Below are 26969 nucleotides of genomic sequence, written 5' to 3' on the forward strand. Positions count from 1 at the left end.
CTTTTCAGTTCACTTTGTGAACCTTCAATTGTCGCAAATTGAAGCCTGCCTGCACCCTATGTTCCCCTTAAAAGCGCGGAGCAGTGCTCCCGAATTCTGTCTTTATCCCCGTTGGTGGAATGGGCTTTGGGAGCTGAGCAATGGATTTCCTGCAACAAACCTGCAAAAGCCTTTATTTGGCTCCAAACTCTGGCGACAACGCCGGTGGTTTTGCGTTTGTTGTCAGCAAGGTAGCCACCAGAAGAGCCAAACTCCCCAAGCGCATTTCGCTCAAAGACGCGCTCACCAGCAAAACCTACTCCGGCTCCTTCATCTACTGCCCGGATCCACTTGAATGTGGAGGCAAAGAGAGCAGTCAGCAGGACCTGGTATCCGGCCTGCATGCCTACTTGCAAAGCATGAATGTGCTGCGCGGTTTCATGTGGCTTCCCAAAGACTTAACACCGCTTCCGGTCCCTCGTGACTATACCGGCCAACGCCCGGCCTTCTTCTCCATTAATGCAGCGGGAACAGTGACAACCAGCAGTTTGTCCTACCTTCTGGCACCCGAACTCACCATCGAGTTCTATTCAAGCGCTTACATTGGTGTTTCTGAAGATGAAGAGAACCTCCAACTCTCGGAATCTGCCATCCAGTTGGGAGGATATCTCAGTCCGGATACGGGCTCGGTGAGTAAGGCAGACATCCGCTGCTCCGGTCCGGATCGTGGTGCCATTGTGTTTGATGCCGAGTTCGAGCGCGGCGCTCTTCATGATCAATGGAACCTTGGTTTTCAATGGGTTACGAAAGATGCCAAGACCAAAACCGGCGTCAATGGTCAACGCTTCGCCTTGGGCACAGGCGACAATGGCAGCCGTAATCCTCTGCCTATGACGCTCATTGTGGACGTCACCGACGCGCTGAACATCTATCCGACGCACAATCGAACAGATCCCAACCGCTGCGCCTTCTATTTCCGCGCCGAAGAGGAAAGCGGGCAGGGTCCAACCCTGAACAGCTTCTACCGGACCACCTACGGCGCTCCTGTTGTTTTACAGAGTATCACCGCTGACAGTCATATGACTGATGCACAGTCTGCAGGAATTATACTCACCCCGAGCTACGAGAATACCTCATCGCTTCATAGCTTTATCGCCAGTCCTGTTGGTGATTTCCTCGTCTGCGCACCGGCCGCGAAAGACGATACAAAAGCCCGCTTCATGTGCGGATTGGGCGGCACAGAGTTTCTGGAAGTCCCTGGCGCAGCAGAACACGCGCTCTCTGAGGGAGCACGGCTGCGGTTTATACCCAATCAGCCTGCCTATGCGCCGGTTTTCCCGTTGCCTGTGTCGTCTCCCGTTGGACGCCCCGCACCCAAAGGAGCACCGCTCAAAGGCAACTACAAAACGTCGTATGTGCAGGTGTTCCCGCCAGATAATGCCGCAGAAAAAAGCGGAACATCCATCACCTATGTGGCGCAACCTCACGGCAGCGCACTGCACGGTTATGACGATGAAATCTGGCAGGAAAACAAGGAGTTGCTGGGTACTGTCAGTCCAGCCTACACACTGCCGCCAATGGAAGATAAGGCCTTCCCCATGTTCCCCTACGCCGGCACGGATGAGGGCGACCCGAGTTACTCCCAGTGCGATGTCGCTCTGTTTGAAAAAAGCATCATTGCTCCGACCCGCCGCAAGGTGATTGCATCTCTGACCAACGCTCAATCCAACGCCAGAGAGGCTAAGGCGCAAACAGGAGAGGGGGATGCAACCCTGACAACCCCACTGGGCGTGATCGCCACGCTGCAATCACCCACAGACGCCAGTCACTGGAAGGAAGTCAAGCTCGCTCAAATCAAAGTACCAACACCTTCCGATTTTGCCTTCAAAGATTTATCCCCCAAACTCATAGAGGCCTTCCAGACCAATCAGCTGTTTCTGGTGGCTGCAAACCCATCAGAATTAGGTGAAGCAGGCTCAACCTTCCTCAACACGCTGAACATCGAAGACTGGCAAATCGAAGCCGACGTCGGCAATTCACCAGATTTCGGCGACTACGCCAACATATTGATTATTAAAGGAATACGCGGCCCACTCTTTGACCCGAAGGGCAGTGAAAAAGACAACCTCATCTCCAATCCGCAAAAATGGACCCAAAAAGAAACCTTCGCCGCTCCAACAACCGAACGCCAAAACACACCAGACAAAGCCCAGCTGGTCAATGTCTCCTCATGGCTTCAGGACTACTTCAAAGCAGCCTATGAAAACCCGGCAACAGAGTACTTCGAAAGCTTCAACCAGACTGCCGCTGATCCCAACTGGACCGGCGTACTTATGCTACGCGCGCGTATCAAATCACCGCCCGAGCAATTGGCTGGGATTGTGGCTGGCGTGCGCGATCCGGCAAAGTTTTATGCCCACCACCTCGCCATCCGCATCAATCAGATCAAGGCAGGTGCAAGTGGTGAAAAAATCGAAATAAAGAAGCAAAGCTCAGTCTATGGGCTGATTTACTATGAAGACAGTGATCTCATTGTACCAAAGGGAGCGACAAGCCCGGAGCCAGTTGTGCCCTCTGCAACGCGCACATATGATTTCATCCTGCTCTCGCTCAAAGTGCTTTTTGAGAACTCGGCAATAAAGAAGTTCTCCTCCTTCGCACAGCTCTCCATGACCAGGATTTTTGGCAGCGAGACCGCCAGTTCAAAGCCCGTTTTACCGACAGGCCAACCACAGCCCAAAGGCAGCCAGTACAAGTCGCTGATTATGAAAGCGAGCTATCAGGACAACAACAACCACCCGTCCTACACCATGGCTGCAACCCATCCCTATCTGTTCACGGTCGACAACAACATCCTGGAGCAAACAGAGTTCACATCCGCGCGAATGAACACCATCTCCAAACACGAAAAAACGCAGGAAAATCAAACAGAACCACTCATCCGCTTCGCCTTCACAGGCTTCCTCGATTTCGCGATCCTCAGCGCAGGCAAGAACAAGCCAGTTGACTTATTCTCCTTTGGCAATGAGCCAGACCAGCAAACCAGCCAGAATGGACTGGCGTTTAACGAACTCGGCCTGCAAATGAGCTTTGCACAAACGAGTGCCTACGAAAGCCAGAAGATCACTTGGGACAGCGCTCAGCTGACATTCGACAGCAAAAACAGCACGCCTCGCAGCGGTAGCCTTGTTGCCACTATGCCATTGCAATTGAAAGGGTTTGTCAGCTCTGACAGCGCAGGCAAGACGCCAGCCTCCATGGGATATTTGGATGTTGTGACCAGCGTCCGCCAGCAAGGCCTGTCAGACACATGGAACGGCCTCAAGTTCGAAGTCAGCCTCGGCACCGCCGGAGACCTCGCAGGCAAACTGGGCCTCACCGCTGATTTGCTGCTGGCATGGTCACCAGACTCCACGGGCGAAACCTACAAATCCAAGACTGCCATTCAAATGCCGGGCTCCTCAAACGGTGCCTCGCTCATCAGCTTGCAGAACGTGCTTTCCATGTCCTACGGCCCGATCCAGCTGCTCTACACGGAAAACCCAAATAGCAAAGAGCCTGATGCCAGCAAGCAATACATGTTTGTTCTCAATGAGATCGCCATCAAGTTTCTGGGGCTGGCCAAGATCCCGCCAAGCGGCGCCACATCGTTCTATCTGTTCTCAGACCCAGATGAGAGCAACGAGGGCTCGGCCAAAACCACAGGTCTGGCCTGGTACGCGGTCTACAACAACGAGCCCGCCGACAGCAAATAAATCACTCCTTCAATCAGCACTGGTGCAGCAAGATGAACGAGCACAGTCCAATCGAACCACTCGAGCGTGTAGCCACGCCAGACGAAGAGAACCTGTCCTCAGAGCTTGCCAATCTGGTGCAACTGTTTGCCTCCGCTGCCCAGGATCTGAATGCAACGCTCTCCAGTGGTATCATCGGGCGGCTCACGGATTTTCTGCTCGGCAAAAAACTGCGTTATTTTCTGTCACAAGACCCAAGATCAGGCAGTGCCGCCAACACCATCAACCTTATGCGGCGGATGATTTCCCTTGGGTTTCAGGTAGATGTGGACCTGATTTACGACAGTGGCCAAAAAACACTCCTGCAGGAGCTGGCGCAGCTGCTACCCGGCTTTGACCCGACCACCCGCGCATCAATGACGCTGGACGGCGTTACAATCACCTTTCACGCTTATCAGGAAACCACCGTTGGCGAGATAACCCATCGTTCCGTACCAGGTCTGTCTGGCACGATGCCGCTATGCCTATGTGGCGGCGGTAACATTCCCAACATAGACAATACAAGCATCGCGACTGCAGTGAAATGCAGCTACTTTGTCCTGCTACAACCCTATCTCTGGACAGCTGAAACCTGCACGCAGGCTGGGAAGACCTGTTCCGCCAACTCTTTAGTGGTGCTGCCGGGTCTCAAGCAGACCATAAATCTCGATGACCAGCTCGTTCTGCAAGGCTCACAGTTTGCTTATCGCAGTTTCAAACAGGACCTGACTACAAAGCTCAACTGGGCGGACCTGAGGAAGATCCCCGAGGTCAACACCAAGGCATTGAGTGCGGCGCAGAACATCAGCAATGCTCTTGGAAAATCAGGCCAATCCGGCATCGAGTTCTTTCCGGTTGCGAGCCTGCCAGGGTCATCGACAGACAAAACATCGCTTGTCGGCAATACAGAAGGGATTGCCTTTGAACTCATCGCTGCAGCCGCACTCCTGCAAAAGCAAAAGGGCTTTACCAAAAAGCCGGTTGTCATCGCTGTTCTAGATGATTTGAGCAGTTCCACATGGCAAACACTTGCGCGATATTTTCCCCAAAAGAACGCGGCGAAGCAGGGCACAAGCACGTCTCGTGATGAGCAGACAAAGAACATCAACGCTTACTGCAAGAACCAGCAAGTGTTCCGAAATACCTCTGGCTCAGGTGCCGATATTTACCTGAATAAGGACCTGTCAGGCTCTGCTGGGGCTGCTTTCCTCAGCAAACTGAAACCAGGTGCAACGGTTGTCACCACCTTGTCTGATCTGCCGCCAGACGCGATTGACTATTTGTATGGCGCAGCCACATTGCCAAGCGTTCTGGAAGGCACTCAAAGCGCCAATCTGGCTGTGAACCTGGGTAAGCCGTTCTTCAAACTCGGCAATTTCACGTCCAACCCTTATCCAAGCACATTTGGAAACGGCAAGGGCAAAGCCGCCAGCAGCACAACACCAACCACCGCTACGCTTTTAGATAGCTCTAAAAACCAGATTGCTCTCGGAACATCTGCGTTTCAAGAGGGCTACAAAGCAACCATGCCGCCCAATGAACTGGTGCAAACCATATCGGATATGGTGACCCAGTTTCGCTCAGAAAAGGGCGAGTACTTCGAGTATTTTGACGGCCTCAAACAGTATTACACCGCACCTCAAAACGATAAGCTCTTACAAGCGCTCGGGTTTTTAGCTGCCAGATTTGCTCTCGTTTCAGTCGCAAGTGGCGTCTCCGACAGTATTTTTTCTGATCTGCAAACACTACAAACCACGCTGACGGACAATACAAAAAATGGGATGCTCGCTCTGATCCCCAATGTGTTGAAAGAGGGACCGTTCCACACCTTCCTGCAAACAGTGCTGGGCTCAGGCGGACTGACAATTGGCTCGGTAAAAAGCCCCGTGACGATCAAACCTGTCTACACCTCAAAAAAGCTCAGCAAGATCATCGTGCAGGGAAAGACCTCGGATTTTCTCGGCACAGAACTGGAAGTCACACTTACGGTCTCCAGCTTGGGGCGAGCGAGTAAAAACCAAAGCAATTACAAAGCCCAACTCCAAATCTCGCTGGAAAAGCTTGAACTACCAGGCGTTGAATGGTTCGCACTGGAAGACACAGGTCTGTCCGTCGAGTTTTCCAGCAATGGTGCGCGGCTCACAGGCGGTGTGCAAACCTCTATTGAGGTCGGCGACACGCTCATTCCATTCCACATGGATTTCCCAAGCTCTGCCAAAAACAAGATGGTGGTGCAGGGGGCATTTGCAGAGGAGGCTGCCCCTTCACTGAACTCCATATTCACGCTCATAGGCGGGATGAATTTTGCAAACTCAATACCTTCTGAGTTCGCCGACCTGAATGAGCTGAATGTGGATGGCCTGCGCTTCAACTATGACCAAAAAAACAAGAGGATAGAAAGTTTTCAGGTTTCCCTGAAAGACAGCAAGGAATGGGATCTGTTTGGTGGATTGAATCTGAAGAACCTGAGTTTTGAGATCACCGCTTCCCAGCCAACCGGCAAACGTCAGATAAGCTGGGTGGCCTCCACAGATGCTATGATCGGTTCAAGCAGTAACCCAGCAATTCTCGACGTTTCTACCACCTATCCACAAACCACAGTAACGGCAACACTTAGCCCGGATGGGGCAAACCTGCCTGTCTCGGACTTCGTGAATGCATTACTGCCGAGCGGCTATCACCTTGACGTTGATGCCGATATTGCAAACCTGTCACTGGAATATTCTCCCGGACAGAACAAGAATAGCAGCTCTTATTCCGTTGAGGCTGGCGTAAATTTGAAAGGCTGGCAAATCACCTTGCCACCTGCAAAGTTCGAGCTCAACGACATCTACATCCAAGTCAAAGGCGTTGGAACCAACTCGGTAGGCTCCATCAAAGCCTCAACAATGCTGTTTGATGGTCTGCCGAATGTTCAGCCCGTCCCAATTAATGTGACAGCTACATTCGACACGCAAAACCATCTCTGGACGTTTACCGGAGAGCAGGGTGACACGCCTATCAAGGTCAGCCAGATCATTGATGCCTATTTCGGCAGTAACTGGGCACCGGATGCTATCGATGTAGACCTCTCAGATCTGAATGTAACCTTCTCAACGGGCATCGGAACATCCGCGGCCAGTTATGAGTTTGGGGGAACAGTGAGCCTCAACAAAGACGTGAGGCCAAAATGGCTCCCGGATGTGACCTTCACGGCAAAAATTGGAGATACGGGCGGAAGTGAGCTTCTGTTACCCGGCAGCAAAGCGCGCATTCCGGTGCTTGATGACCGCGAAGAGATTGTCTTCATTGAACCAGCCAAATCATTGACCCGTTATGAAACCGCAAAAGAAAACAGCAAATACGCATTGCTGACAGCCGACGTGCTTTGGGAAAACATCGAGCTCACCGTATTTTATGAATATGCCAAAATGCATTCACATTTCGGGATCACATGGGGCGTGTTCTCGGCAGAGGTATTGGCTGATCAATGTGCTACGATCAGGTTTACAGATACCACCACACTTGGTGCCATGGTCGAAACCTTTGTGGAATGGATGACCGGAACAAAGTTTGGGCTCGCCGCGCCATTTGACCTGTTAAATGATGTCAAACTTTCTGATTTTGAACTCAAATGGAATTTTAACACCGGAAGCGTTAAATTTGATGTGAAAATTGGTCCTATCGACCTTTTAATCGCCTCAGTGACCGGCATTTCGCTCACCTATAAAAAGAAATCAGGCGTTTTCGTGCAGCTGGAAGGTGATTTTCCCTGGCTGTCTGATAGCGAACTGGAAGCAACAAAGCTGCCGCCATGGCGTGCAGATCAACCCTCCACAACGCCAAGCCCCGGCGGTGCTGGCAATAAGTATCTTGACCTGCGTTTACTCGCTGGTGGACAGCATGTGGACGTCAAAGGCCTGCAAGACGTCACCACCGTGCAGCAAGCTGTCGATATTCTGGGAGACCTTCACAAACCCTCAGTGAAGAAGGTGCCCGACATCGGCTTTGCTGGTGATATCAACTGGCTGTTTGCAACGGACTTCGGTGTTCTGAGGATCGATTCCAGCAAAGAACTAGGGCAGGAACATCAAGGCGATCTTGAAAGCACTGGCGCGAAGTACACGTTCACCTTGCAAGTGGTTCTGACGGACCCAAGTCTCTATGCACTGCGCATTGCCTGTAATGGAAAAGCGGCTAAGGTCTTCTCCGGTCTGGATTTTCAGGTCATCTATAAAAAGGTTTCACCGGGCCTTGGTAAGTTTTCAGCCTCCATCGAACTGCCGGAAATCATGCGCCGCATTGATGTTGGAGCCGTGACAATCACACTGCCCACATTCGGGATTGAGGTCTACACCAACGGTGACTTCCAGATTGATGTCGGTTTCCCCTGGAACAACAATTTCTCGCATTCCTTTTCAGTTGAGGCCATCGTACCGCCGGGCATTCCGGTAAAAGGTGGAGGAGGGTTCTACTTTGGCAAGTTGCCTGCCGCTTCTGTCAAAGGGCTGCCAGTCTCCACAAGAGGCTTCTTCAACCCCAATCTGGTCTTCGGCTTCGGCGCGCAGCTGGGGCTTGGAAAGTCTGTTGATATGGGCATTCTCAAAGCGGGCTTCAGCCTCACCGCCTTCGGGATTTTGCAAGGCATTTTAGCAAAGTGGAATGCCTATGAAGGTCAGCACTCAGGCAGCAGCGATGCTCTGTCACTGCAGGGCGAATATTTCTTCTCCCTCACAGGCACCTTTGGCATCATCGGTAAACTGTACGGCACCATAGATTTTGCTATCATCAAGGCCTCGGTCAATATCAGGATCGAGGTCAGCGCACAGATCAAGCTTGCCTCATACGAGCCGATCCCACTCACAATTTCAGCTAAAGTGGATGTCCGCGCCTCTGCGAAGATTGATCTTGGCCTGTTCACCATCAAAGTGAGCTTCAGCTTCTCCGCGCACGTTCATACCACCTTCAAACTAGGTGCTCTCCAGGATCCTAGTAAAGCTCCCTGGCTTGATGGTTCGGAAGCCTACGAAGGCTTGCTTGCTGCACCATTAGCGGACCGCCTAGCGCTCTACAGCCGCTTGCCAATGCTAACGGGAGCCTATGAGGCAGCTCCGGTAGAGTTCAGCTGGGCAAACCTGCAACCCGCTGCGGATCCCTCTCAAAACCCGCTAGAGATCCATCTGGGCTACGGTTTAACTCTGGCAAAGGATGAGAACTGGTCGTCTTCTGAAGAGGCCCGAGCGCCACAGTTGCCGTGTTACGTCGCCAACCTATTCATTTCCGCACCCGCACCAGCAACTCCGGAAGATGCGGAGCTTTATGAGAAGGCCGCAGGGCAGCAAACAGACACTGCATTCGAGGCTCTGGCCAAGATGGTAACCCGCTGGCTTGTAGCCGCGACCATGGGTGATGAAAACCCCAGTGCAGACCAGGTCGATAACCACGTAATCAGCGCGGTTGAGATCAACGCCATACTGAACAGGCTGGGTGAGTTGGAAGGCTCGTCAGACGCACTGACCCAGCAGGACATCACCACGTTCCTGCAGCAACAGTTCATGCTCGATATTGCTTTGCCGTCCCGTTCAGGAGAGGCGCAAGCGACCTATTTCCCCATGTTGCCATCACTCAGCATCGCGCTGGAACAAGACAGCAAAACATCGCTCTCCTATACTTTTGCAGACTACAATTCCATAACCACCGAGTACCTGGAAGACTTAACAGTTTACTTTAACCAGCTCAGTGTTCAGGTGGAAAAAGAGAGTGGAAAATCCCCCTTTGAGATTGATGGAGTTGGCAGTAAAACATCAATAGCATCATATATATATGAAAACTACTTTATGCTGATTATGAAGCAGATGATGCAAAACCTCCTGAGCGGTCTACGCGACTTCAATTATCCGCTCCCAGCTGGAAAAACACCCAGTTACATTGTGAGTTGGGTCAACAGCCAAGGTGCATTCTCCGGAGCAGACTTTACCCTCACAGACCTCTTCAAAGCCAACAACAGCCACCCTTTGACAGCAGGCCTCAACGTCACAATTCCGACTGCACCGCTTGTGATCCCTGCGAACAGTTCCTTCCAAAAATTAGCCAGCAACAACCCATATAATGCGACTGTCGAAGCCTCTGACCTCATGAGTAAAAACAAGGCAGTCGCGGACCTTTTGCGCAGCGGTGCTCAGATTGTTTACACCACATCAGATGGAACTGAGAAGAAGCACACAGTCTCTGGCGGGCAAACATTAAATGCAGTCGCAACAGCTCTTGGGATTACCATCGATGAATTGACCAGCAGCAGTGCTGTGCAAGCCCAGCAGGACCTTCTGGTTGTCGGCTCTACGTTGCAGATGCCAGCGTTCACGCAAAAGACAGCGGATACGGATACCCTCTCATCCATCGCGCAAAAGTTTGACGCTGATGTTGAAGCGCTGGCAATCACCGCAAACGGAGAGCTCACCGATCTTTTTGCGGGCGCCTCAGGCTCCAACGCAGGATCAGATGCTGGCAGTTTGAGCATCGTGCATCTGCCTCAGTTCCCCGTTGGAGAGCTCATCAAGGAAGTGCAGCGTACGGGTGGCATCACCCACCTGTCAGGCATGGCCTCACGCTATTACTTCCATGGTATGCGTCTGCCAACAGATGGCATCACACCACTTGTAGAGGGCATCTGGGTTGAAAAGGATGAGGCTGGAAAGCTCAGTCTGCCGAATGAGGCTGGCCTGTTCGCTCTGTCCGGTCAGCAGCTCGCCATTCCAACACCGCTAACAAGCAGTCTCTCCTTGCTGCTGAGCAAGCCAAAGGATGCAGATTGGATCACACTTGGAAATGATCAAACCACCCTGAAATACGAGGTGGATGTACCGTCAGACAATGAGGCGACTGCAAGCAAAGACTATCAACGCATTGAAGCCGTCAATGCCTACGGGCAGACAGAGTACCTGTCTGCCGGACCAGAGGAACTTTCACTCCTTGCAAAGGTTGAACAGCAACCAAGCGCCTTCCCAATCCCGCACTTCATCAATTGGCAAAGTGCAGAGCCAATCAACGTTCCCACAAACGACCCTCAAAAGCCATCCAGTACCCAATATCTGCGTTTGTGGACGCTTTCAGCAGCACTAACGACACTTGGTGCCAACAGCGCACAAAACAACGCAGTTGTGCCTCCTCAGCTCCTTGTTGAGCAGGTGTCGATGGATGCTGCAACTGGAAAGGCCATCAAAACCCCGCTGACGAACTATGGCTGGGCATCAACAATTGAGTTCTCCATCAAGAAACTGCCAGTTCAAACATCGAACGCTCCAGCGACGGAAGCCAAAACGGCGGCGGATGCGGCCTTGAAAACAACCTATGAGCTGAATGGAGTGAGTTCAGCTGGCGTTGTCATTCTGGAGCGATTGCTGCAAAGCCTGCCTGCGGATCATAGCTTTGCGTCTCTCACGCTCGGTTACAGCAAAGGCTCACAAAGCAGCGGTACACATTTTGTGGGTGAGGGCGGCAGCAATGTCACCTTCGGCCTGTCGCAAACCAACCTCTCCACGGTGACCAATCCAAGCGGAGAGCTGTTGTCTGAGGCGGCAAAGGAGAGCCAGAGCCCAACGCTTCTCAACACGCCCATGTCACTGATCAAACTGCTTTGGGAAGCTGGCATCACTAACTCGGGTGGCTTCTATCTCTATTACACCGCTGATGACGGGCAGACTGGATTGCCGCCAGATGTCTTCAACGAAAAAGGTGAGGCGACGCTGTCTCTGGTCATCATCCATGAAGATCAGGAGTACATGCACGCCTACATTAACGGGCTCGCAACTGCACAGCCAATCGCAGGCTCAGGCACATCACTAACAGCTGCTGCCAAAGGCGAGTTGGTGGAGCACACGACCACTGACGATGATACGCTGGCAAGCATTGCGCTACGCTATCACTCCAACCTCAACTCACTCATCGCCAACACTCTGGCTTCAAGTCAAGAAACATCAGCGAACGGCAAAATCCAGCTGATACCGGGCAAAACCGTCAGCATCGAGCAGGGTACCTATCGGGTTCCACAAAGCAGTGATGTATCCTTCGCAAGTATCGCCTTGCGCTTTGGGACAAGCGTTGAAGAGCTAAAGCAGGTAAACCCGCGTCTGACTGGCGAAACAGTTCCAGCAAGCGCACCAATACGGTTGCCTGTGATTGATTTGACAATTGGCTCCAAGACTTTGAGCAATGATTTGTCGAGCTACACATGCCTGTCAGAAATTGCGGATTACTTTGGCACCGAGCCCATCGTTGTTGCCAGTACAAACGCAGAGATGGAGCAATTGCTCGTCTCCGGTCAAACACTCACTCTGCGCGCGGGTCCGCTGACTGTTCAACCCGGTGAACATCCCGGTGTTCAGGCACTTAATGCGCAACGTGAACAGGCGCCGGAGATACCCAAGGGCGGAACAGGAGACGACTACGCGACGGCCTTGCTCCTCAACAATTACAGCCTGCTGGCCTATAAGATTCTGGGAAATCAGGACTTCAGACCAAGCAATATGGGCCTGCCCATTGGTGCCTCAGGCAAGTCTACCTCGCCCTATGAGGGAAAGATCCGATATGTTCTGGAAGCGTCTGCTGGCGATGCGGAAATGTATCATGGCGTAATATCGTATCTCAGCCTTGTAAAAACCGAAAACGCATCAGAAGCCACGACACTGAACCCGTACAGTGCCAACGGATTGCTCCTGCAAACTCAACTCGGATGGAACGACTATTACGGCAATACGATCCTATCAACACTGGACGAGCCGACAAAGCCCGCAGGAAAGTTGAACAGAAAACCGGCGCTTCAGGGCTACACAGATCAGATCATCCCGCTCTCTCAGTGGCCCTCGACCTCAGCAAACTGGACAGTGCAGCCTGAGGGTAGCGCCGAAACGACCCCGGAAAACTTCACGATCCTCATCACCTTCAGCTTTGATAGTGGACCCTTCTTCCCGCAAAAAGGCCAAAATCCGGAGATCGCACAGCAAAGAGCGCACTCAGCACTGGTTATCGTTGAAGATATGCTGGCCCAGTTCAATGACCCCAACGGTTTTGCAATAGAGGTCAACTCGACACTCTCGCTCAACACCTATCAGCTCTCAGTACACGAACTTGAACAGCTGGTCGGCTGGTGGCAAGACATCGAGCAATTCCTGATCAGGCAAAGCAACCTCGAAGAAACCGATACTTTTGAAACAATTCCGCCGCTCTCATTGCCTGTAACAGTGCCAATGAGCAGCCTCAATCAGGAACCAATCATTGAGCTCACAACACAGCTTGTCTTCAAACGAACCCACGGTATAGCGGTCGGTGATTACGCTGCCGATCCGTTGACACGATCTGTTGCCAACACCATAGCAATCAGAACCACCGTCAGTGCCCCGAAACCTAAAAAAGGTGACGCAGACTCCGAAAAACCGACGAAGCCAAAGCCAGACATTCTGGCAGAGTTTGCGCAATGTGTAGCGCAGACTATCCATGGTCCGGATTTCACAATGATGGTCGCCTCCGGTATCAACCGATATGCGCCATCCGCTGGCGTGTCTTCCAACGCAACCTGGGGTGTGCGTATTGGCACAAAGCAGGGAGATCCAATCTCCTTCCACATCACAGATGAAAGCCAGCCAGAAATATACGCACCGCTTCCAGTCAGTAACACGCTGATCTCCCGCAGTGCCTCGGTTTATCCCTATGCTGGACTGGATGACTTTGACGCAAGCACAGGAAAGTTCACAGGCACTCCGGTTCAAAGCACCTTCTCGAATGTAGAGATGGACGTCTGGCTGAAGCAGTACTTTGAGTTTTTTGACGCGCTGCTGTCTCCCAAATACTCCTCCTCACTCCTGTTCATCGACAAACTCGCAGCCAACAAACCGCAGAGTATCTCCTGCACCGGTGAGAGCCCTGCAGTTGTCAGCGGCTTTATGGAGGCATTGACGGAGCAAAAGAAGAGCCTTGCACAGATCACGGCACGCATGCTGGCACCCATCTATCAGGATGGCACAAGTACGCGGCTAACCTCCGCACAAGAGACCTTCAAACAAACGCTGCTCAATGAGCTTTCCAATCTCTACACAACCCAGGCTGTCCTCTCGTTCGGGGCGGACATAACCGCCAACATTCCGCTGACAGGCGATGAAGAAACTCCGCAGCTTTACGGCAACATCAACCTGAACAGCGTGGCAGATTGCCCACCGGATGCACAGGAAGCCGCGCAGGAGCCAACACCCGCAAAATCTCTCTCAAGCCTTTTCTCGCTCACGTCTGCCAAACTGAAATTGCAAGATGGTGCAGAGCAACCGCTCACCTTCCTGCTTCAGGCCTCAGAAAAACTGGGAGAGACAACGGAATGCCTCTCGCTGGATCTGAGCTACAAAGTCACGTCTCTCGAACATCAGATCAGCCCGGTTCAGGGCATAGCCGACTACAAAGCCTCAAGCTGGCTCTCTCCGATCCAGGCGGAAGGTACGCCGGTTCTTGAAAAGCCGCTTGGGTCTTTCAAAGTGCCCATCTTGCTGCGCAGTTTCCCGGAAACACCGCGCATGGTCTCTCAAGCTGGCCCTGCCTATGACAAGAAGGCTAAGAAACTCTCCCAGATCACCAAATGGAACTACGAATACACTTACGGCCTGAACTTCCATTACCTTCAGGACAAAGCTCATGGGCAAATCCAATTCAACCTCAAAGACAAACCGCAAGGTGAACTCACCGATTTCATGGATGCCTTTGCCGAACTCGCGCAGTTCATCACCATCCAGAACAACCTGACCACGACGCTGGACCAATATGTTCCAATCATAAACGCTGGCAATCAGTCAACTGATGCCATCGAGAAGGCGGCGCAAGCTCTGGCTGTGATCATCAAGGTCAACGAAGACATAATCTGTAAAGCAAACGCCAGCAGCAGCTTTGCGATACTTGCGGCGACCTCACAAAAAGAGGGCAGCGAAACAGTCAGTTTCAGCATTCTGGAGGAAAATCAGGACTATAGCACTCCAACGGAGCAAACATCACAGCGCTGGGTCGTCAAACTGATACTGGAGAATTGCAATCCGCCTGCAGGACTAACCGGAGATCCTGTGGTCGAAATCCCGGATTGGATAAGCCATCTGGATAGCAGTGCTTGTGTCGAAGGTAAGCAGACCTACACCTACTATTACACCCAGAAAACGAAGAGCAAGCAGACCTATCTGACACAGGATATTGCACAGCCCTTGAGTGATCGTCAGGTCGTCATGCCGGGCATGCAGGTGCTCGCGCGGCAAGATGCGTTGGCTTCCATGTACATGATCCGCAACAGCTACATCCACGGCAAAATCACAGATGGCTTCGTGTTCAGAACGCCGACGGCCACCTTTAAAAACCCGTTCCACCCAACATTGTCCAGCTTTCAGTCACTCAACATCGCATACCTCGGCAACCCCACAAATGAGCCTTATCAGCGGAGCCTGATGGAGCATCTGGAACATCTCTTCTACATGCTGTTTCATGGTGAATATGCTGGCGACATTACGCTGCAGCTTAATATCGGTTACGGCTATCATCTTGCGCAAGGCCTCACAGAAGAGCCAATCGATCTGCCAATCGCTCTTCTGCCGCCAACCCCCGTCACCATCCAGAACAACGGCGAACTTGAGGGCGATATCCTTGAAAACCTTGCCAACTCAATCACGGCGTGGGCACAGACGCATAAACCATCCTGCAACGCAGCTCAGCTGAACATTGCCATGAACATCATGTCCAATCTGACGGAAAACCCCATGCCCTTGCTTACCCTGCAAAACCTCTACCTGTGCACCGATGACATCATTCCACCCCTGCCATCTTATGAAAGCGAAACAGAAGGGGTGTAAGACACTCAGATAAATCCGGGAAAGGCGTACCGATGTGCCACCGAATGTGCCATGCTGGCAAGGGTGATGATGTCAAACACTGGCCGTTTGATACGCGCTTGTAGCTGATGCGCATATGGCGGCAGATCAGTGCACTCCAAAACCACGGCACCGATATCCGGTGATCGCTCAATCATGTCATCTGCCGCAGCAAACAGCTCTTCTGTCACCTTGCCAAGGTCCATCTGTGTGCGTTCACCGCGTAAGATCACAGCGGAAAACTCAGGTGCGTCATCCAGCCCCTGAACCACAATCGGCACATGGGCTGCACCCACACCTTCCAGATGCTTGTCCGTCAAAGAGGCTGCGGACGCGGTAATGACCCCAACGGGTGCATTGGTCATGTGGTAGGCAAGGGGAACCTGTATGAGCGAAGACACAAAAACCGGAACAGAAACGGCTGCTGCGATCTCCTTTTGAAAGATCGCCAGAAATCCGCAGGACCCGGTGATTGCATGTACGCCCTGATCTTCAAGACGCTTGGCGGCGCTGAGGATCGGCTCAAGCAATTCAGGCGAGGGATCAGCCAGCAGTTTTTGGACTGTCAATCCATGCAGGATCTCATAGGTTGTTGTAAACGGCAGGCTCGACGGGTTCTTGATGTGACCGGGAGGTTTCGGGAAATAGCTTTCCAGCGAAAGAACGCCGATTGAAACGCCGCAAATGTTCTGGCCACCAGGATGAATGGTCATGCGAAATCCTTTAGTACCGTGTCACGTAATAAGGGGTCATATTGATGTTGGGGGTGGTGCCGGTCACCAGATCGGCAACCAATCTTCCAGTTTTTGGGGCCATCATCAGGCCGTAATGACTGTGGCCAAACGCGCCAATCAAATCCGGAAATCCGTCAATTTCGCCAATGCAAGGCAAACTGTCGGGCAAGCTGGGACGTTGTCCGGACCATGTGCTGATGTCATCCATCCGCAAATCTGGCAGCAGCTTGCTGGCAAGCCCCACCAAACCATCCAGCCGTTTTTGGTTGATCGGTGCATCAAGCCCGGCAAACTCAGCCGTTCCGGCAACCCGAATGGCGCTCTCCATGGTGGAGGCGACAAACTTCATGTCCATATCCATGATGGAATGCGTGAGGGCAACACCGGGATTGCTGAAGGACACGTGGTAGCCACGCTCAGCCTCCATCGGCACCTTGACCCCAAGTGGTTTCAGCAGTTTGGCAGACCAGACGCCCATGGAAAGCACCAGTTTCGGTGCAAAATGCTCGCCTGTCTCCGTCACATATCTCCAGCCGCCGCCGTCTCTTGGTGTGATGGAGTGCACCTCGGCTTGCTCAATGGTTCCGCCCATCTGGCGTAGCTTGTCGGCAAGCACTTTACCGATTTTACCGGGAGAGACAGCCCGGGCCTGTCCCTTGATGAGAACGGCGGCCTCAAACTCATGAGTTAGAGCAGGTTCCAAATCTTGTAAGGCCGCAGCACCAATCTCCTCAATCTCAGCCCCCACAGCGCGGCGCATGGCATAATCCGGTCCATCCAGATCAATCTGGGAGGCATCCCGAAATGCATGTACATACCAGCTGTCTTGCAGCAGATTGTCGTGCCCTGTGCCGGTAAGGTGATGACGGTAAAGCTCAATGCAGTCATGATTGAGGGCATGCATGGCATCGCCAATCGGCTGAATGCGCTCCTGTCGTCCCCCATAGAGAAAACGCAGGCCCCATGTAGCCACGCGAGGCAGGTAACTGGGCTTGATCGTCACCGGACCTTGCGGATCCATCAGCCAGCCGGGCACCTTCTTCCAAAGCCCCGGCATGGACTGTGGCACCACAGACCACGGCGAGATAATCCCCGCATTGCCAGCAGAGGTGGCCTGACCGGGAGCATCCCGGTCAACCATGTGCACGCGCAAGCCTTTTTCGGCCAGAGACAAAGCACAGCAAATGCCAACCAACCCCGCACCAAGCACAGTGACGTCAGGTACTACAGCTTCTGTCATTGTGTCGCCGCCTGCAAGTTGCGTTGGCTGGAAACCTGCTGGAACAAGACAGGCGCGATGATGAGAATTGCAGCCAGATCAGACCCCAGACTTGGAGCAACCAGCATCAATCCGCCAATAGCCATCAGCACACGCCACAGACCGTTGAGCGGAGCCATGAAGTAACCGGAAACGGCTGTTGCAATAGCAAACACACCCAGCGCACAGGTCAGCGTGACCTGCAAGAACGAGACGAGAGTGAAGTACTCCGGCAAAACAATCAGCATGGTTGGCGCATAGACGAACACCATCGGCACCATGAGTTTGCCAAGCCCCAAGGTAAAGGCACTCACACCAGTCCTGAACGGGTTCGCCCCTGCAATACCAGCCGCAGCGTAGGCTGAGGCGCAAACCGGCGGTGTAATCTCGGAGATAACACCATAATAAAGCACGAACATATGCGTTGCCAAAGCGGGCACGCCCAGTTGAGCCAGAGCCGGTTGAGCCACCGCAACAAGCATGATGTAAAGCGCTGTTGTTGGTAGACCAGCACCCATCAAAATACAGGCAATAGCGATCAGAACCAGAGACAGGAACTGCTGAATGGAGGCTTGCCCAAACACTTCCAAAGAGGTCCAGTCAAGCAGCGGAGCTAATGACGCCGCCATATCCGCAGCGCCGTTGGTGACCATAAAGCCAAGACGGAAGCCAACACCGGTGGTGTTGATCACACCCACCACGATGCCAACAGCAGCAGAGGCTGCGCCCACGGCCAGTGCGTACTGCACGCCCACATGGCAGCTGTCGAACAGGTCTTTAAAGCTTTGGCGTTCATTGCGATGCAAACAGCCCAGCAAGGTCAGCGCGCCAAGTACCCCGGCCATCGTTGGCGAGAACCCTTCACCGGAGTAGGGCGATGCCTTCCAGAAAATGAAACCCAGCAAGGCAAGTGACACAGCCAGAGACAGCGGCTTATCGATGGCACAAAAGCCAACAACAACACAAAGCGAAATGCCAATAAACGCAGCCATGTTGGGCGAGTAGCCAGAGAACAGCACCACGAGCAGCCCGATCAGCGGCAGTACCGTAAACCAGCCCTCACGCCAGACCTGCACAAACTGCGGGATCTGGTCCTTAGGGTAGGCTTCCAGCCCAAGGCGTTTTGCAGTGAAGTGCACGATGGACATGACGCCGATATAGTGCATCAGAGCAGGCACAATCGCTGCAATCACGATGGTGGTGTAAGGCACTTCCAGATATTCGGCCATCAGGAAGCTCGCAGCCCCCATGATCGGCGGAGTTATCTGTCCGCCCGCACTGGCCGCCGCTTCAACACCGCCTGCAAAGTGCCCCGGATACCCAAGCTTCTTCATGTTGGGAATGGTCAGTGAACCGGTGGAGACTGTGTTGGCGATGGAAGAGCCGGAGATAGTGCCGAAGAAAGCGGAGGAGACAACGGAAACCTTCGCAGGTCCGCCCGTATAACGTCCGGCTAGGATCATCGCATTATCAACGAAGAACTGCCCAAGCCCCATGCGCTGCGCCACAACACCAAACAGCACGAAATGAAACACAACAGTTGAAACGACCCAGAGCGTAACGCCAAAAATGCCTTCAAACGGGAAGTACATGTTGTTGACGAACTGCCGCCAGTCCACGCCCGGATGCTTCAGGATCTGGATTGGAATATATGGCCCCAAAAGCGCATAACCGATGAAGACCACAATGATCAGCGGCAGCACGATACCAATGGTCCGGCGCGCTATCTCCAGCACTGTTAAAATGATGATAGTGCCGAAGAAGATATCCGGTCCGGCTGGGTTGCCTTGTCGCAAAGCCTGCTCAGAAACCTGAATGCCAAAAAGGTCAAATCCGCGCCAGCTAAACCACAGATACAGCGATCCCATCATCGCCAGTATCATGATCACCCAGTCAAAGAGCGGCACATTGCCAAAGCTCAGGAACTTACCGGGCGTATTGGCCAAAGCACGATCAGATTTGAGAAAGGGAAACGCCAGAAAAATGAAGAAATACAACCCGGCCAGATGGATGCCCATGTGAACATAATCAACCGGCGTTCCAAATCCGGCGGTCCAGAAGTGATAGAGCGCATAGGCAATGGTCGCCCAATAAACCACTTTTGTCAGGATTGGCCCGTTGTCACGGGTATGGAGAGCGGAGTCATACTTTTTCTCCAGCTCTTCCAGAGCCTTGTTATCAAGGTGCGATTGTAGGGGCATGGAACCCTCCCGGGTCTGGGGTGCGTCATGCGGTGGTAGGAGCGTGTTGGACGATCACTTCTCAACACCAACAGCTGCGCAAACAAAAGCATGCGGCAAGGCTGAACCACCGGTGGCGACAGAAGGCAGCGGAAGAACACTCCCGCTGCCGTTTTAAGTCAGACTGTGATTAATCGAGCAGACCAACTTCTTTGTAGTAACGCTCAGCACCCGGGTGCAGCGGCACGCCAATGCCATCAATGCCGTCAAGCGCACTCTTCATGGTGATGACCTTGCCTTTCGGATGTCCGTTATCCAGTAGTTTACGGGCGGTCTTAGACCAAAGCGCCTTGGTGATCTCGTAGACCAGTTCCTCATCAATATTAGCATTGGTCACAAACATGCCGCTCACTGCCACCGTGTTGGTGTCATGCGTCACGCCCGGATAAGTGCCAGCAGGGATGGTGGAAGGAATGTAGTAGGGAACAGTCTTGTTCGCCTGAGCAACTTCTGCTTCAGTGAAGGAATAAAGATCCATGCCCTTGGTGTTATCCAACTGGATCATGGCAGCAACCGGGGTTCCCGCAGCATAAAAGTAAGCATCCAGCTGACCATCAGCTGTCCGCTCCGCGCTTTGAGAGTTGTTGAGCTCTGCCTCATCAATATTGTCACGGTTGACGCCGTGATCACCGAGAATGAGCTCAACAGCAATCTGCGTTCCAGAACCTGCCTGCGCAATGCCAACCCGTTTGCCTTTCAGGTCCGCAAGGTTGTCCAGTTCACCACCCTTTGGCAGTACAAGATGCAAGTCCTCAGGGTAAAGGTTTGCAATCACACGAAGGTCTGGTTTGGCGTTGCCCTCATACTTGCCAGAACCGTGATAGGCAAAATGAAGTGTCGCAGCACCTGTCAGACCTGCTTCCATCTGGCCCGCCTGAATAGCGTTCACATTATGCGCAGACGCGTTGGTTGACTGCGCGATCGCCACCAGATTTGGAACACCGCAGTTGCCGCCCTGATCACACGGACGAGAGCCTGGTGGGTTGGAAATTGCGTTGGCAATGATCCCGCCAATCGGGAAGTAGGTTCCGCCAGCACCTCCCGTACCAATGCGGAAAAATTTGATGTCCTGCGCAACCGCTGCACCACTGATCATCGTGCAAGCAAGCGCAATCCCGGCGCATTTACTGAATAATCCCATGAGTATCCCCCCTCTAATAAATTCAGATAAGCCCAATTCAAGGTGATAGGTATTTATAATTATTGGCCTCATGGTGGTTAGCCTTATTCATAAAAGCAAATTCGAAATATTATGGTTATGATAGATTTTGTTTATGTATTGAGGTGGCTATGAATCTGCAGCAACTGGCGGTTTTCCGCGAGATAATGAAAACCGGCTCGGTCAGCCACGCTGCGCGAAACCTTCATCGCACCCAGCCCGCCGTAAGCGCATCGCTCAAAGCGCTGGAAGATGATTTGGGAATGCCGCTTTTCTTGCGCGAGGGTCGCCGACTGATTCCTGTCCCGGAAGCCCATTATTTGCTCTCGGAGGCGTCTAGCATTCTGGACCGCGTGAAGATGGTTGAGCAGAACCTCAGCAACATGCGCGATCAGGTGCAAGGCTCGTTGAGTATCGTTGCCATGCCCGGTCCATCCTCCTATCTGCTGCCCGAGTTCATCAGCAACTTCATCGAGGACAAACCGCAGGTGAAGGTCACTCTGGCAACCCGCAGCTCACCGCAAATCCTCAACCTGATCGCCGCACAAAGTTTCGATATCGGCTTTTGTGATGCAGCTGTAGGCACGGAGCAGGATGTCCTGTCTCACAACACTACAATCCCATGCACCTGCCTGTGCGCTGTCCCGAAAACATCAGCACTGGCAAACAAGAAGGTGATCCACGCGAAGGATCTGGACGGTGTGCCCATGGGTGTGCTCCAGCCCAGTCACTCCACCTTTGAGGCCACCAAAACCGCGTTCCAATCCAGTGATGCGCATTTTGATATCCGCATCGATACTCAATACTTCCTGCCGCTGTTCCATTTTGTCGAAGCCGGGCAGATCTGCGCAGTTGTCGATGCTTTGAGTGCGGTCAGCTATCAGCGCAGCCGCGGGGATGCCTCCAAAATCGTGTTCCTGCCCTTCGAACCGACAGTGCCCTTCGGCTACTCCATCCTCGTGCCGCACCAGCGACCACTGTCCCGATTGGCAAGCTCATTCGTCTCCTCCTGGCAAAACTGGGTGGAACAAACCATCAATCAGTCAATCAGATAGCAAAGAGCAGCTACAGTTAGCGCTCCAACAAGGACCACGCAGGCAAACCGATCTACTTTGCCATCAAACACTCATATCGGCTGGAAGGGCGTAATGGACGAGGTTTGCCAGAAAGAAAACGAGACTGCAGAACGGGTCTATCACCAGCCTGTCTCTCCCTGGGCACTGGAAAATCTGCCCGGTGATCCCATGATGTGGATCCTGATCGTCAGCGAAATCCTCGTGTTTGGCGGAGCGCTGTGGGCCTTCGCCGGCAATGAGCTGCTCAATCCTGAGATCTACCGTGAGGCACGCACGCACCTCAATGTGCCTCTTGCCACGTTAAACACAATCATCCTGCTCACCTCAGGCTTGTTTGCTGCCATCGCGGTGCGCTTTGCCAAAATCAAAGAGATTGTGAAGACAAGATTGGCATTGCTGGGGGCAGGAAGTCTCGGCGTCGTGTTCATCGCGCTCAAGATTTTCGAGTACAAGGAAAAGCTTGCCCTTGGCCTCAATGTTGAGACCAACACATTCTATACGCTTTACTATCTGGTCACTGGGTTCCATTTGGCCCACGTGATCTTTGGCCTGATCATACTCGGCATCATCGCCCTGTGGCCCACCGAGGACAACATGGAATCGGGCACAGCCTTCTGGCATATGGTTGATCTGATCTGGGTGATCATTTTCCCCATTTTCTATCTCATGGGGCAGGGGCTATAATCATGGACACCAACAAAACGACCTCTAAGAGCATCCAGATGAACGATCTGCTCAAAGCCTGGGTGGTTCTGGTCGCGCTTACACTGCTCGGCTACGGCCTCAGCCTGTTCAGCAGCGAATTGCTTATCTATGTGGGCCCGCTGATCATCGCTGCGCTAATCCTGTTTAAGGCGCGGATCATCCTGACCCGATACCTTGGCCTGACCAGATGCCCTGCATGGCTCTCCATGCTCACCTCTATGATTTTCACTTTAACAATGATTTGTGCAGCCCTGCTCACCTACGGCTCAGCAGCGCTTACGCATTAAAGACCTGAGCAAGACACCAAAAAACAGAAACCCCTCACAAGGCCTGAAGCGCTGTGAGGGGGTTCCATTAAAGCATATCCCTGTTGTGTGGGTCCCTGTTATGGGAATGGGATATACGTTTTTAAGTAATCAGCTCGGCAGGAACTCTCGGCCCCAACCGGTGCCAGCAATCCGCCGTTCAATCATGTCGTCCACCTGCTCATCGCTGTATCCAACACCGGCAAGCACTTCGCGTGTGGAATTGCCGTAAGCCTCAGTGCTAGGCAAGGCGCGGATAGCGGCTTCCTCTGGGCGGATGGAATAATGGTCGATCAGCGTCACGCGGTGCCCACTTGGATGATCCTCATAAGTGGAAAACGCGTAGCTGCCACGATCAATGCCAACCGCACCATCAGCCGTACGAGTGTACGTGTCGCGCAGATGCTCGATGCCCAGAGGCTGCGCCGCCGCAATATCCGCTGCTCTCAGCTTCTCACACCAGCTTTCCGCCGTGTCTTGTTCAAACGCAACCCGCAGGAACTCAGCGGTATCATTTGCTTCTTCCACACCGCTCAAACCGTCAACCTGTGCAAGGTCGATAAGCTCGTGGTCCTCTGCATCCATAAAGATCCAACCATCAGAGGCTTTATAGAAGTGCGAGAGTGCGTGGTTGCCAAGGGCATCACGTCCGGATGCTTCATCAAACGGAGCACGGCCTTCATAATCAAACGCAAACTTGATCTGCGCCAGATTAGTCACCGCTGACAGAGAGGTCCGTGCACGGGAGGTCTGACCGGTTTTGTGCTTGTGATAAAGCGACAGCGCCATACCAAGACCAGCAGCAAAGCCGCAGTTCACGTCCAGAGTACCCAGATGCGCATGCTCTTCCGGTGTATCAACGCCGCCAAACCGGCTCATGATGCCGCTGTTGGCCTGAATGATGTCATCATAACCGATGTAGTTGGTTTTCGGTCCGGGCTTTGGTCCACCAAGACAGTCCAGACGGCAGAACAGAACGCCCGGATTGATCGCCTGCAAGCTGACATGATCAAGGCCAAGTGGCTTCATCTGACGGTCAGGAGCATTGATCACCACAAGGTCAACGGACTTCACCAGACGTTCAAAAGCCTCACGGCCTTCGCCTGTTGTAATGTCCACCAGCGCGCTCTTCTTGCCAATGTTGGTCTGGAACGTAAACAGCGTGCCAATCAGCGGATCGTAAAGCGGTTTGACCGGATCTAGCTTGATCACATCTGCGCCAAAACGTCCAAGGAATGCAGTGGAATGCGGACCAGCAATCACATTGGTCAGATCCAGAATACGCAGGTCGTTAAGCCAGCCGTCTTTGTCGGCTGATGGAGCCGTCGGAGCTGGCAAGGTGTCGGTGCTATCAACGGCCTTCAAAGTTGCCAGAGCCTCCTCAAAGGTCACGTTCTCGCGCGCTTTGGGGGTGAGCAGGTAGTCCACAATCTCCTCAAACCACACAACAGGGCCGGGCTGTTTCATCAGGCCGTATTCAGGGTCGTTCACTTCGACAATCAGACCGGACGTGTTGCAGTGCTCGCTGTTCACCCACTCCTGTGTGGTGCGGTGCGGTGCACCTGGGATCTGGCCTTCACCAAAGATAATGCCCCATTCATCAGAGGTTTTGGTGAGGAATACCTTCTTCATTTTCACTGAAATGATATCAGCCCACTTTTTCGGAAGCGGATAAACACCAATGGACGTTTCCCCGTCCCACTCTGCAATTGGCAGGTGCAGGTTGTTTACCTCAGGCAGACCTTCAGCAAGCAACTCCTCGTAAATACCGAGAGCCTGCAGGCAGCGGCGGGCGTGGTTGCGGTGAGACGGGCAGACCGCGTAGAAATAACGGCCATCCGCGCACTCATAGGTCCGGTAGAACGGGTCGAGGTACTCCTGCAGATCCTCATAGGAAAGATCCATCTCGATGTCATTTTCGCGGCGATGGGTAATTTCGTGCTCGCGCATGGTCATGTAGCGCTCTGGCATGCCCTCAATCACGACTGAATTGTAGGAGAGGCCTTCCATGAGAGCAGCTGCAATCGGCACTTCAATTGTATCACCACGGCCCGTCTTTTCGCGGGCGAGTAGGGCCATCACAACAGAACTGGCCGCCATTGTCGTGGCATAAGAGGAACCGAGTGGAAGCGGAGAGAAGCTCGGGTTCAGACCCATGAGCACGCGGTTAAAGCCCATGTCAGTGAACGCACCGGATGTAGCGGCGACGATGGCTTCCGTTGCTTTCCACTCACGGCGCAGCTCATCATTGCTGGCAAATCCTGGGACTGAAAGCGTAACAAGCTCAGGGCGTTCAGCACGAAGTGCAGCAAAATCGACGCCAAGGTCTTTCATCTTACCAGGGCGGAAGCTCTCAAGCACCACATCGGCTGCTGCAATCAGCTCAAATGCCTTTTGCAGGCCAGCTTCTGACTTCAGATCAAGCCGGATGCATTTCTTGTTACGATTTAAAATCGCATTTGCCGGGTGATCCCACTGAGGCCCTTGAGGCGGATCGACGTGAATAACAGTTGCGCCCATATCCGCAAGGATCATAGCAACAGCTGGACCTGCAATCTGCTGACCGAAGTCAACAACTCTGACACCTTCAAGGGGAAGTCTTTTTTCCATGCAACATCATCCTCAGAAACCGCCCATCGACGGTTCTCAGTTTATTCCAGACATAATTATGTCTTTGATTTCAGATTGTTATGGGTGAAATGCTTCGCAGCAACGGTTCACTTCATTGGAAAAACAATAGGCAGGCCCATACGTAGAAACCAGCAATTTAAATTTCGGTGCAGGCATAAAATTATTTGTAGCTCGTCTAATTCTGAACTGTTTGGTTTTGCCTTTGCCGGACTGGTGGAAGCTGAAATTTCTTCCACCAAACCTGTTTGATACTGCGTGAGCCGCGGGGACAGTGTCCTGTCAAAAAGGGAGATTACCCTTCATGTATCGCGTTCAGCAGCCAGTTTCTGAAGGTCACAGCATGGGGGTGCTCAAGGCTCGTATTGGAGTAAACCAGATAAAACGCTTCTTCCGTCGGAACGCGATTTTCCAGTGGAGCAACCAGCTGGCCGGACTTCAGTGCATTTTCCACAAGACTTGTTCGGCCCAAAGCAACGCCTTCTCCCAAGGCAGCCATCTCCAAGGCAGTAACAAGCGTGTCAAACTGATAGCTCTGCCGCAGTTCCACGTCACTGTGCTTGGTTTGCTTCAGCCAGTATCCCCAGCCTTCCTGATATCCAATCACATGCAAAACACTATGATTTGCAAGGTCTTGAGGCGATTCAAGCGGCCCGTTTTCTTCCAGATAGCAAGGACTGCAAACCGGAAATAGCTCGTCTCGTGTCAGTCGGTCACATTGAACGGCCGGCCATTTGCCTCGCCCGTACCGCACTTCCAGATCACAGTCTCCAGAGGTTTCTTTGTTGTCCAGCCAGATGTTGGAGGTGACCCGCAGGTTGATCTTTGGATGCAGCTTGCGAAACTCCTTCATACGCGGCGCAAGCCAGCGCATGAAGAACACCATGTTGATCTTCACAGTCAGCAGATTGTTCTGCCCTTGACCGAAGATTTCTTCCGTTGCCGCCTTCAGGCGCTCCACGGATTCGTGGACTGCCGGCAAATACGCCGCCCCCGCATCTGTCAGCTCCAGGCCACGCGGCAATCGTTTAAACAGCACAGATCCCAACTGACACTCCAGGCCCTTGATCTGGTGACTGATCGCTGCCTGCGTAAGGTTGAGCTCTGTTGATGCATGCGTAAAGCTGAGATGACGCGCCGACGCTTCAAATGCCCTGAGCCAATTGAGCGGGGGTAAATTCTTCTTCATTAACTTCTCCCATTCGTATGGGTAGAATTTCATACTCTACGTAAAACTATTCATAAATATTT

General features: G+C 52.9%; 11 protein-coding genes. 5 read left to right on the forward strand and 6 right to left on the reverse strand.

Going from position 1 to position 26969, the window contains the following annotated elements; all coding sequences use genetic code 11:
- Window positions 1-140: 140 nt before the first annotated feature.
- On the forward strand, window positions 141-3734 hold the full coding sequence (locus PsAD5_RS09815; protein WP_063291976.1) for a hypothetical protein: 3594 nt from the start codon (window positions 141-143) through the stop codon (window positions 3732-3734).
- Window positions 3735-3766: 32 nt separating this feature from the next.
- Window positions 3767-15595 carry a LysM peptidoglycan-binding domain-containing protein gene (locus tag PsAD5_RS09820; RefSeq protein ID WP_063291977.1) on the forward strand — a complete coding sequence of 3943 codons (11829 nt, stop codon included), beginning with the start codon at window positions 3767-3769 and terminating at the stop codon, window positions 15593-15595.
- 5 nt (window positions 15596-15600) lie between these two features.
- Here PsAD5_RS09820 and PsAD5_RS09825 read toward each other — a convergent pair whose 3' ends face one another.
- The 4 genes from PsAD5_RS09825 to PsAD5_RS09840 form a co-directional block, all read right to left on the reverse strand.
- Complete coding sequence (locus tag PsAD5_RS09825; protein ID WP_063291978.1) at window positions 15601-16326, reverse strand: aspartate/glutamate racemase family protein; 726 nt, start codon at window positions 16324-16326, stop codon at window positions 15601-15603.
- A 10-nt stretch (window positions 16327-16336) separates the two neighbouring features.
- Entirely contained in the window at window positions 16337-17587 is a 1251-nt protein-coding gene (locus PsAD5_RS09830) for an NAD(P)/FAD-dependent oxidoreductase (RefSeq protein ID WP_063291979.1), read from the reverse strand.
- The gene (locus PsAD5_RS09835) at window positions 17584-19806 is read right to left on the reverse strand and encodes a TRAP transporter permease (protein WP_063291980.1); all 2223 of its coding nucleotides are present in this window, start codon (window positions 19804-19806) and stop codon (window positions 17584-17586) included. Before PsAD5_RS09835 ends, PsAD5_RS09830 begins: the two co-directional genes overlap by 4 nt.
- A gap of 169 nt (window positions 19807-19975) precedes the next feature.
- The gene (locus tag PsAD5_RS09840; RefSeq protein ID WP_063291981.1) at window positions 19976-20986 is read right to left on the reverse strand and encodes a TAXI family TRAP transporter solute-binding subunit; all 1011 of its coding nucleotides are present in this window, start codon (window positions 20984-20986) and stop codon (window positions 19976-19978) included.
- A gap of 149 nt (window positions 20987-21135) precedes the next feature.
- Between PsAD5_RS09840 and PsAD5_RS09845 the strand changes: the two genes are divergently transcribed.
- The 3 genes from PsAD5_RS09845 to PsAD5_RS09855 all read left to right on the forward strand — a co-directional run bounded on the left by PsAD5_RS09845 (window position 21136) and on the right by PsAD5_RS09855 (window position 23072).
- A complete protein-coding gene (locus tag PsAD5_RS09845) occupies window positions 21136-22059 on the forward strand; it encodes a LysR family transcriptional regulator (RefSeq protein ID WP_063291982.1) in 924 nt (307 codons plus the stop codon).
- 93 nt (window positions 22060-22152) lie between these two features.
- Window positions 22153-22764, forward strand: coding sequence for a cytochrome c oxidase subunit 3 (locus PsAD5_RS09850; protein ID WP_063291983.1), 612 nt, complete (start codon window positions 22153-22155; stop codon window positions 22762-22764).
- A gap of 2 nt (window positions 22765-22766) precedes the next feature.
- Window positions 22767-23072, forward strand: a complete 306-nt coding sequence (locus PsAD5_RS09855; RefSeq protein ID WP_063291984.1) for a hypothetical protein — start codon at window positions 22767-22769, stop codon at window positions 23070-23072.
- A gap of 129 nt (window positions 23073-23201) precedes the next feature.
- Here the strand turns inward: PsAD5_RS09855 and PsAD5_RS09860 are convergent, their stop codons facing one another.
- Together PsAD5_RS09860 and gcvA are read right to left on the reverse strand one after the other, a co-directional pair.
- On the reverse strand, window positions 23202-25700 hold the full coding sequence (locus PsAD5_RS09860; protein WP_063291985.1) for a CoA transferase: 2499 nt from the start codon (window positions 25698-25700) through the stop codon (window positions 23202-23204).
- A 313-nt stretch (window positions 25701-26013) separates the two neighbouring features.
- A complete protein-coding gene (gcvA, locus tag PsAD5_RS09865; protein WP_063291986.1) occupies window positions 26014-26907 on the reverse strand; it encodes a transcriptional regulator GcvA in 894 nt (297 codons plus the stop codon).
- Between the last annotated feature and the right edge of the window lie 62 nt (window positions 26908-26969).

This window comes from Pseudovibrio sp. Ad5, assembly GCF_001623095.1.
In the GTDB taxonomy this organism is placed as follows: Bacteria; Pseudomonadota; Alphaproteobacteria; order Rhizobiales; family Stappiaceae; genus Pseudovibrio.

Coding starts and splice junctions, on each gene's coding strand:
- PsAD5_RS09855 (WP_063291984.1), top strand. CDS start 22,767: ATGGACACCAACAAAACGACCTCTAAGAGCATCCAGATGAACGATCTG.
- gcvA (WP_063291986.1), bottom strand. CDS start 26,907: ATGAAGAAGAATTTACCCCCGCTCAATTGGCTCAGGGCATTTGAAGCG.
- PsAD5_RS09835 (WP_063291980.1), bottom strand. CDS start 19,806: ATGCCCCTACAATCGCACCTTGATAACAAGGCTCTGGAAGAGCTGGAG.
- PsAD5_RS09860 (WP_063291985.1), bottom strand. CDS start 25,700: ATGGAAAAAAGACTTCCCCTTGAAGGTGTCAGAGTTGTTGACTTCGGT.
- PsAD5_RS09825 (WP_063291978.1), bottom strand. CDS start 16,326: ATGACCATTCATCCTGGTGGCCAGAACATTTGCGGCGTTTCAATCGGC.
- PsAD5_RS09845 (WP_063291982.1), top strand. CDS start 21,136: ATGAATCTGCAGCAACTGGCGGTTTTCCGCGAGATAATGAAAACCGGC.
- PsAD5_RS09820 (WP_063291977.1), top strand. CDS start 3,767: ATGAACGAGCACAGTCCAATCGAACCACTCGAGCGTGTAGCCACGCCA.
- PsAD5_RS09840 (WP_063291981.1), bottom strand. CDS start 20,986: ATGGGATTATTCAGTAAATGCGCCGGGATTGCGCTTGCTTGCACGATG.
- PsAD5_RS09815 (WP_063291976.1), top strand. CDS start 141: ATGGATTTCCTGCAACAAACCTGCAAAAGCCTTTATTTGGCTCCAAAC.
- PsAD5_RS09830 (WP_063291979.1), bottom strand. CDS start 17,587: ATGACAGAAGCTGTAGTACCTGACGTCACTGTGCTTGGTGCGGGGTTG.
- PsAD5_RS09850 (WP_063291983.1), top strand. CDS start 22,153: ATGGACGAGGTTTGCCAGAAAGAAAACGAGACTGCAGAACGGGTCTAT.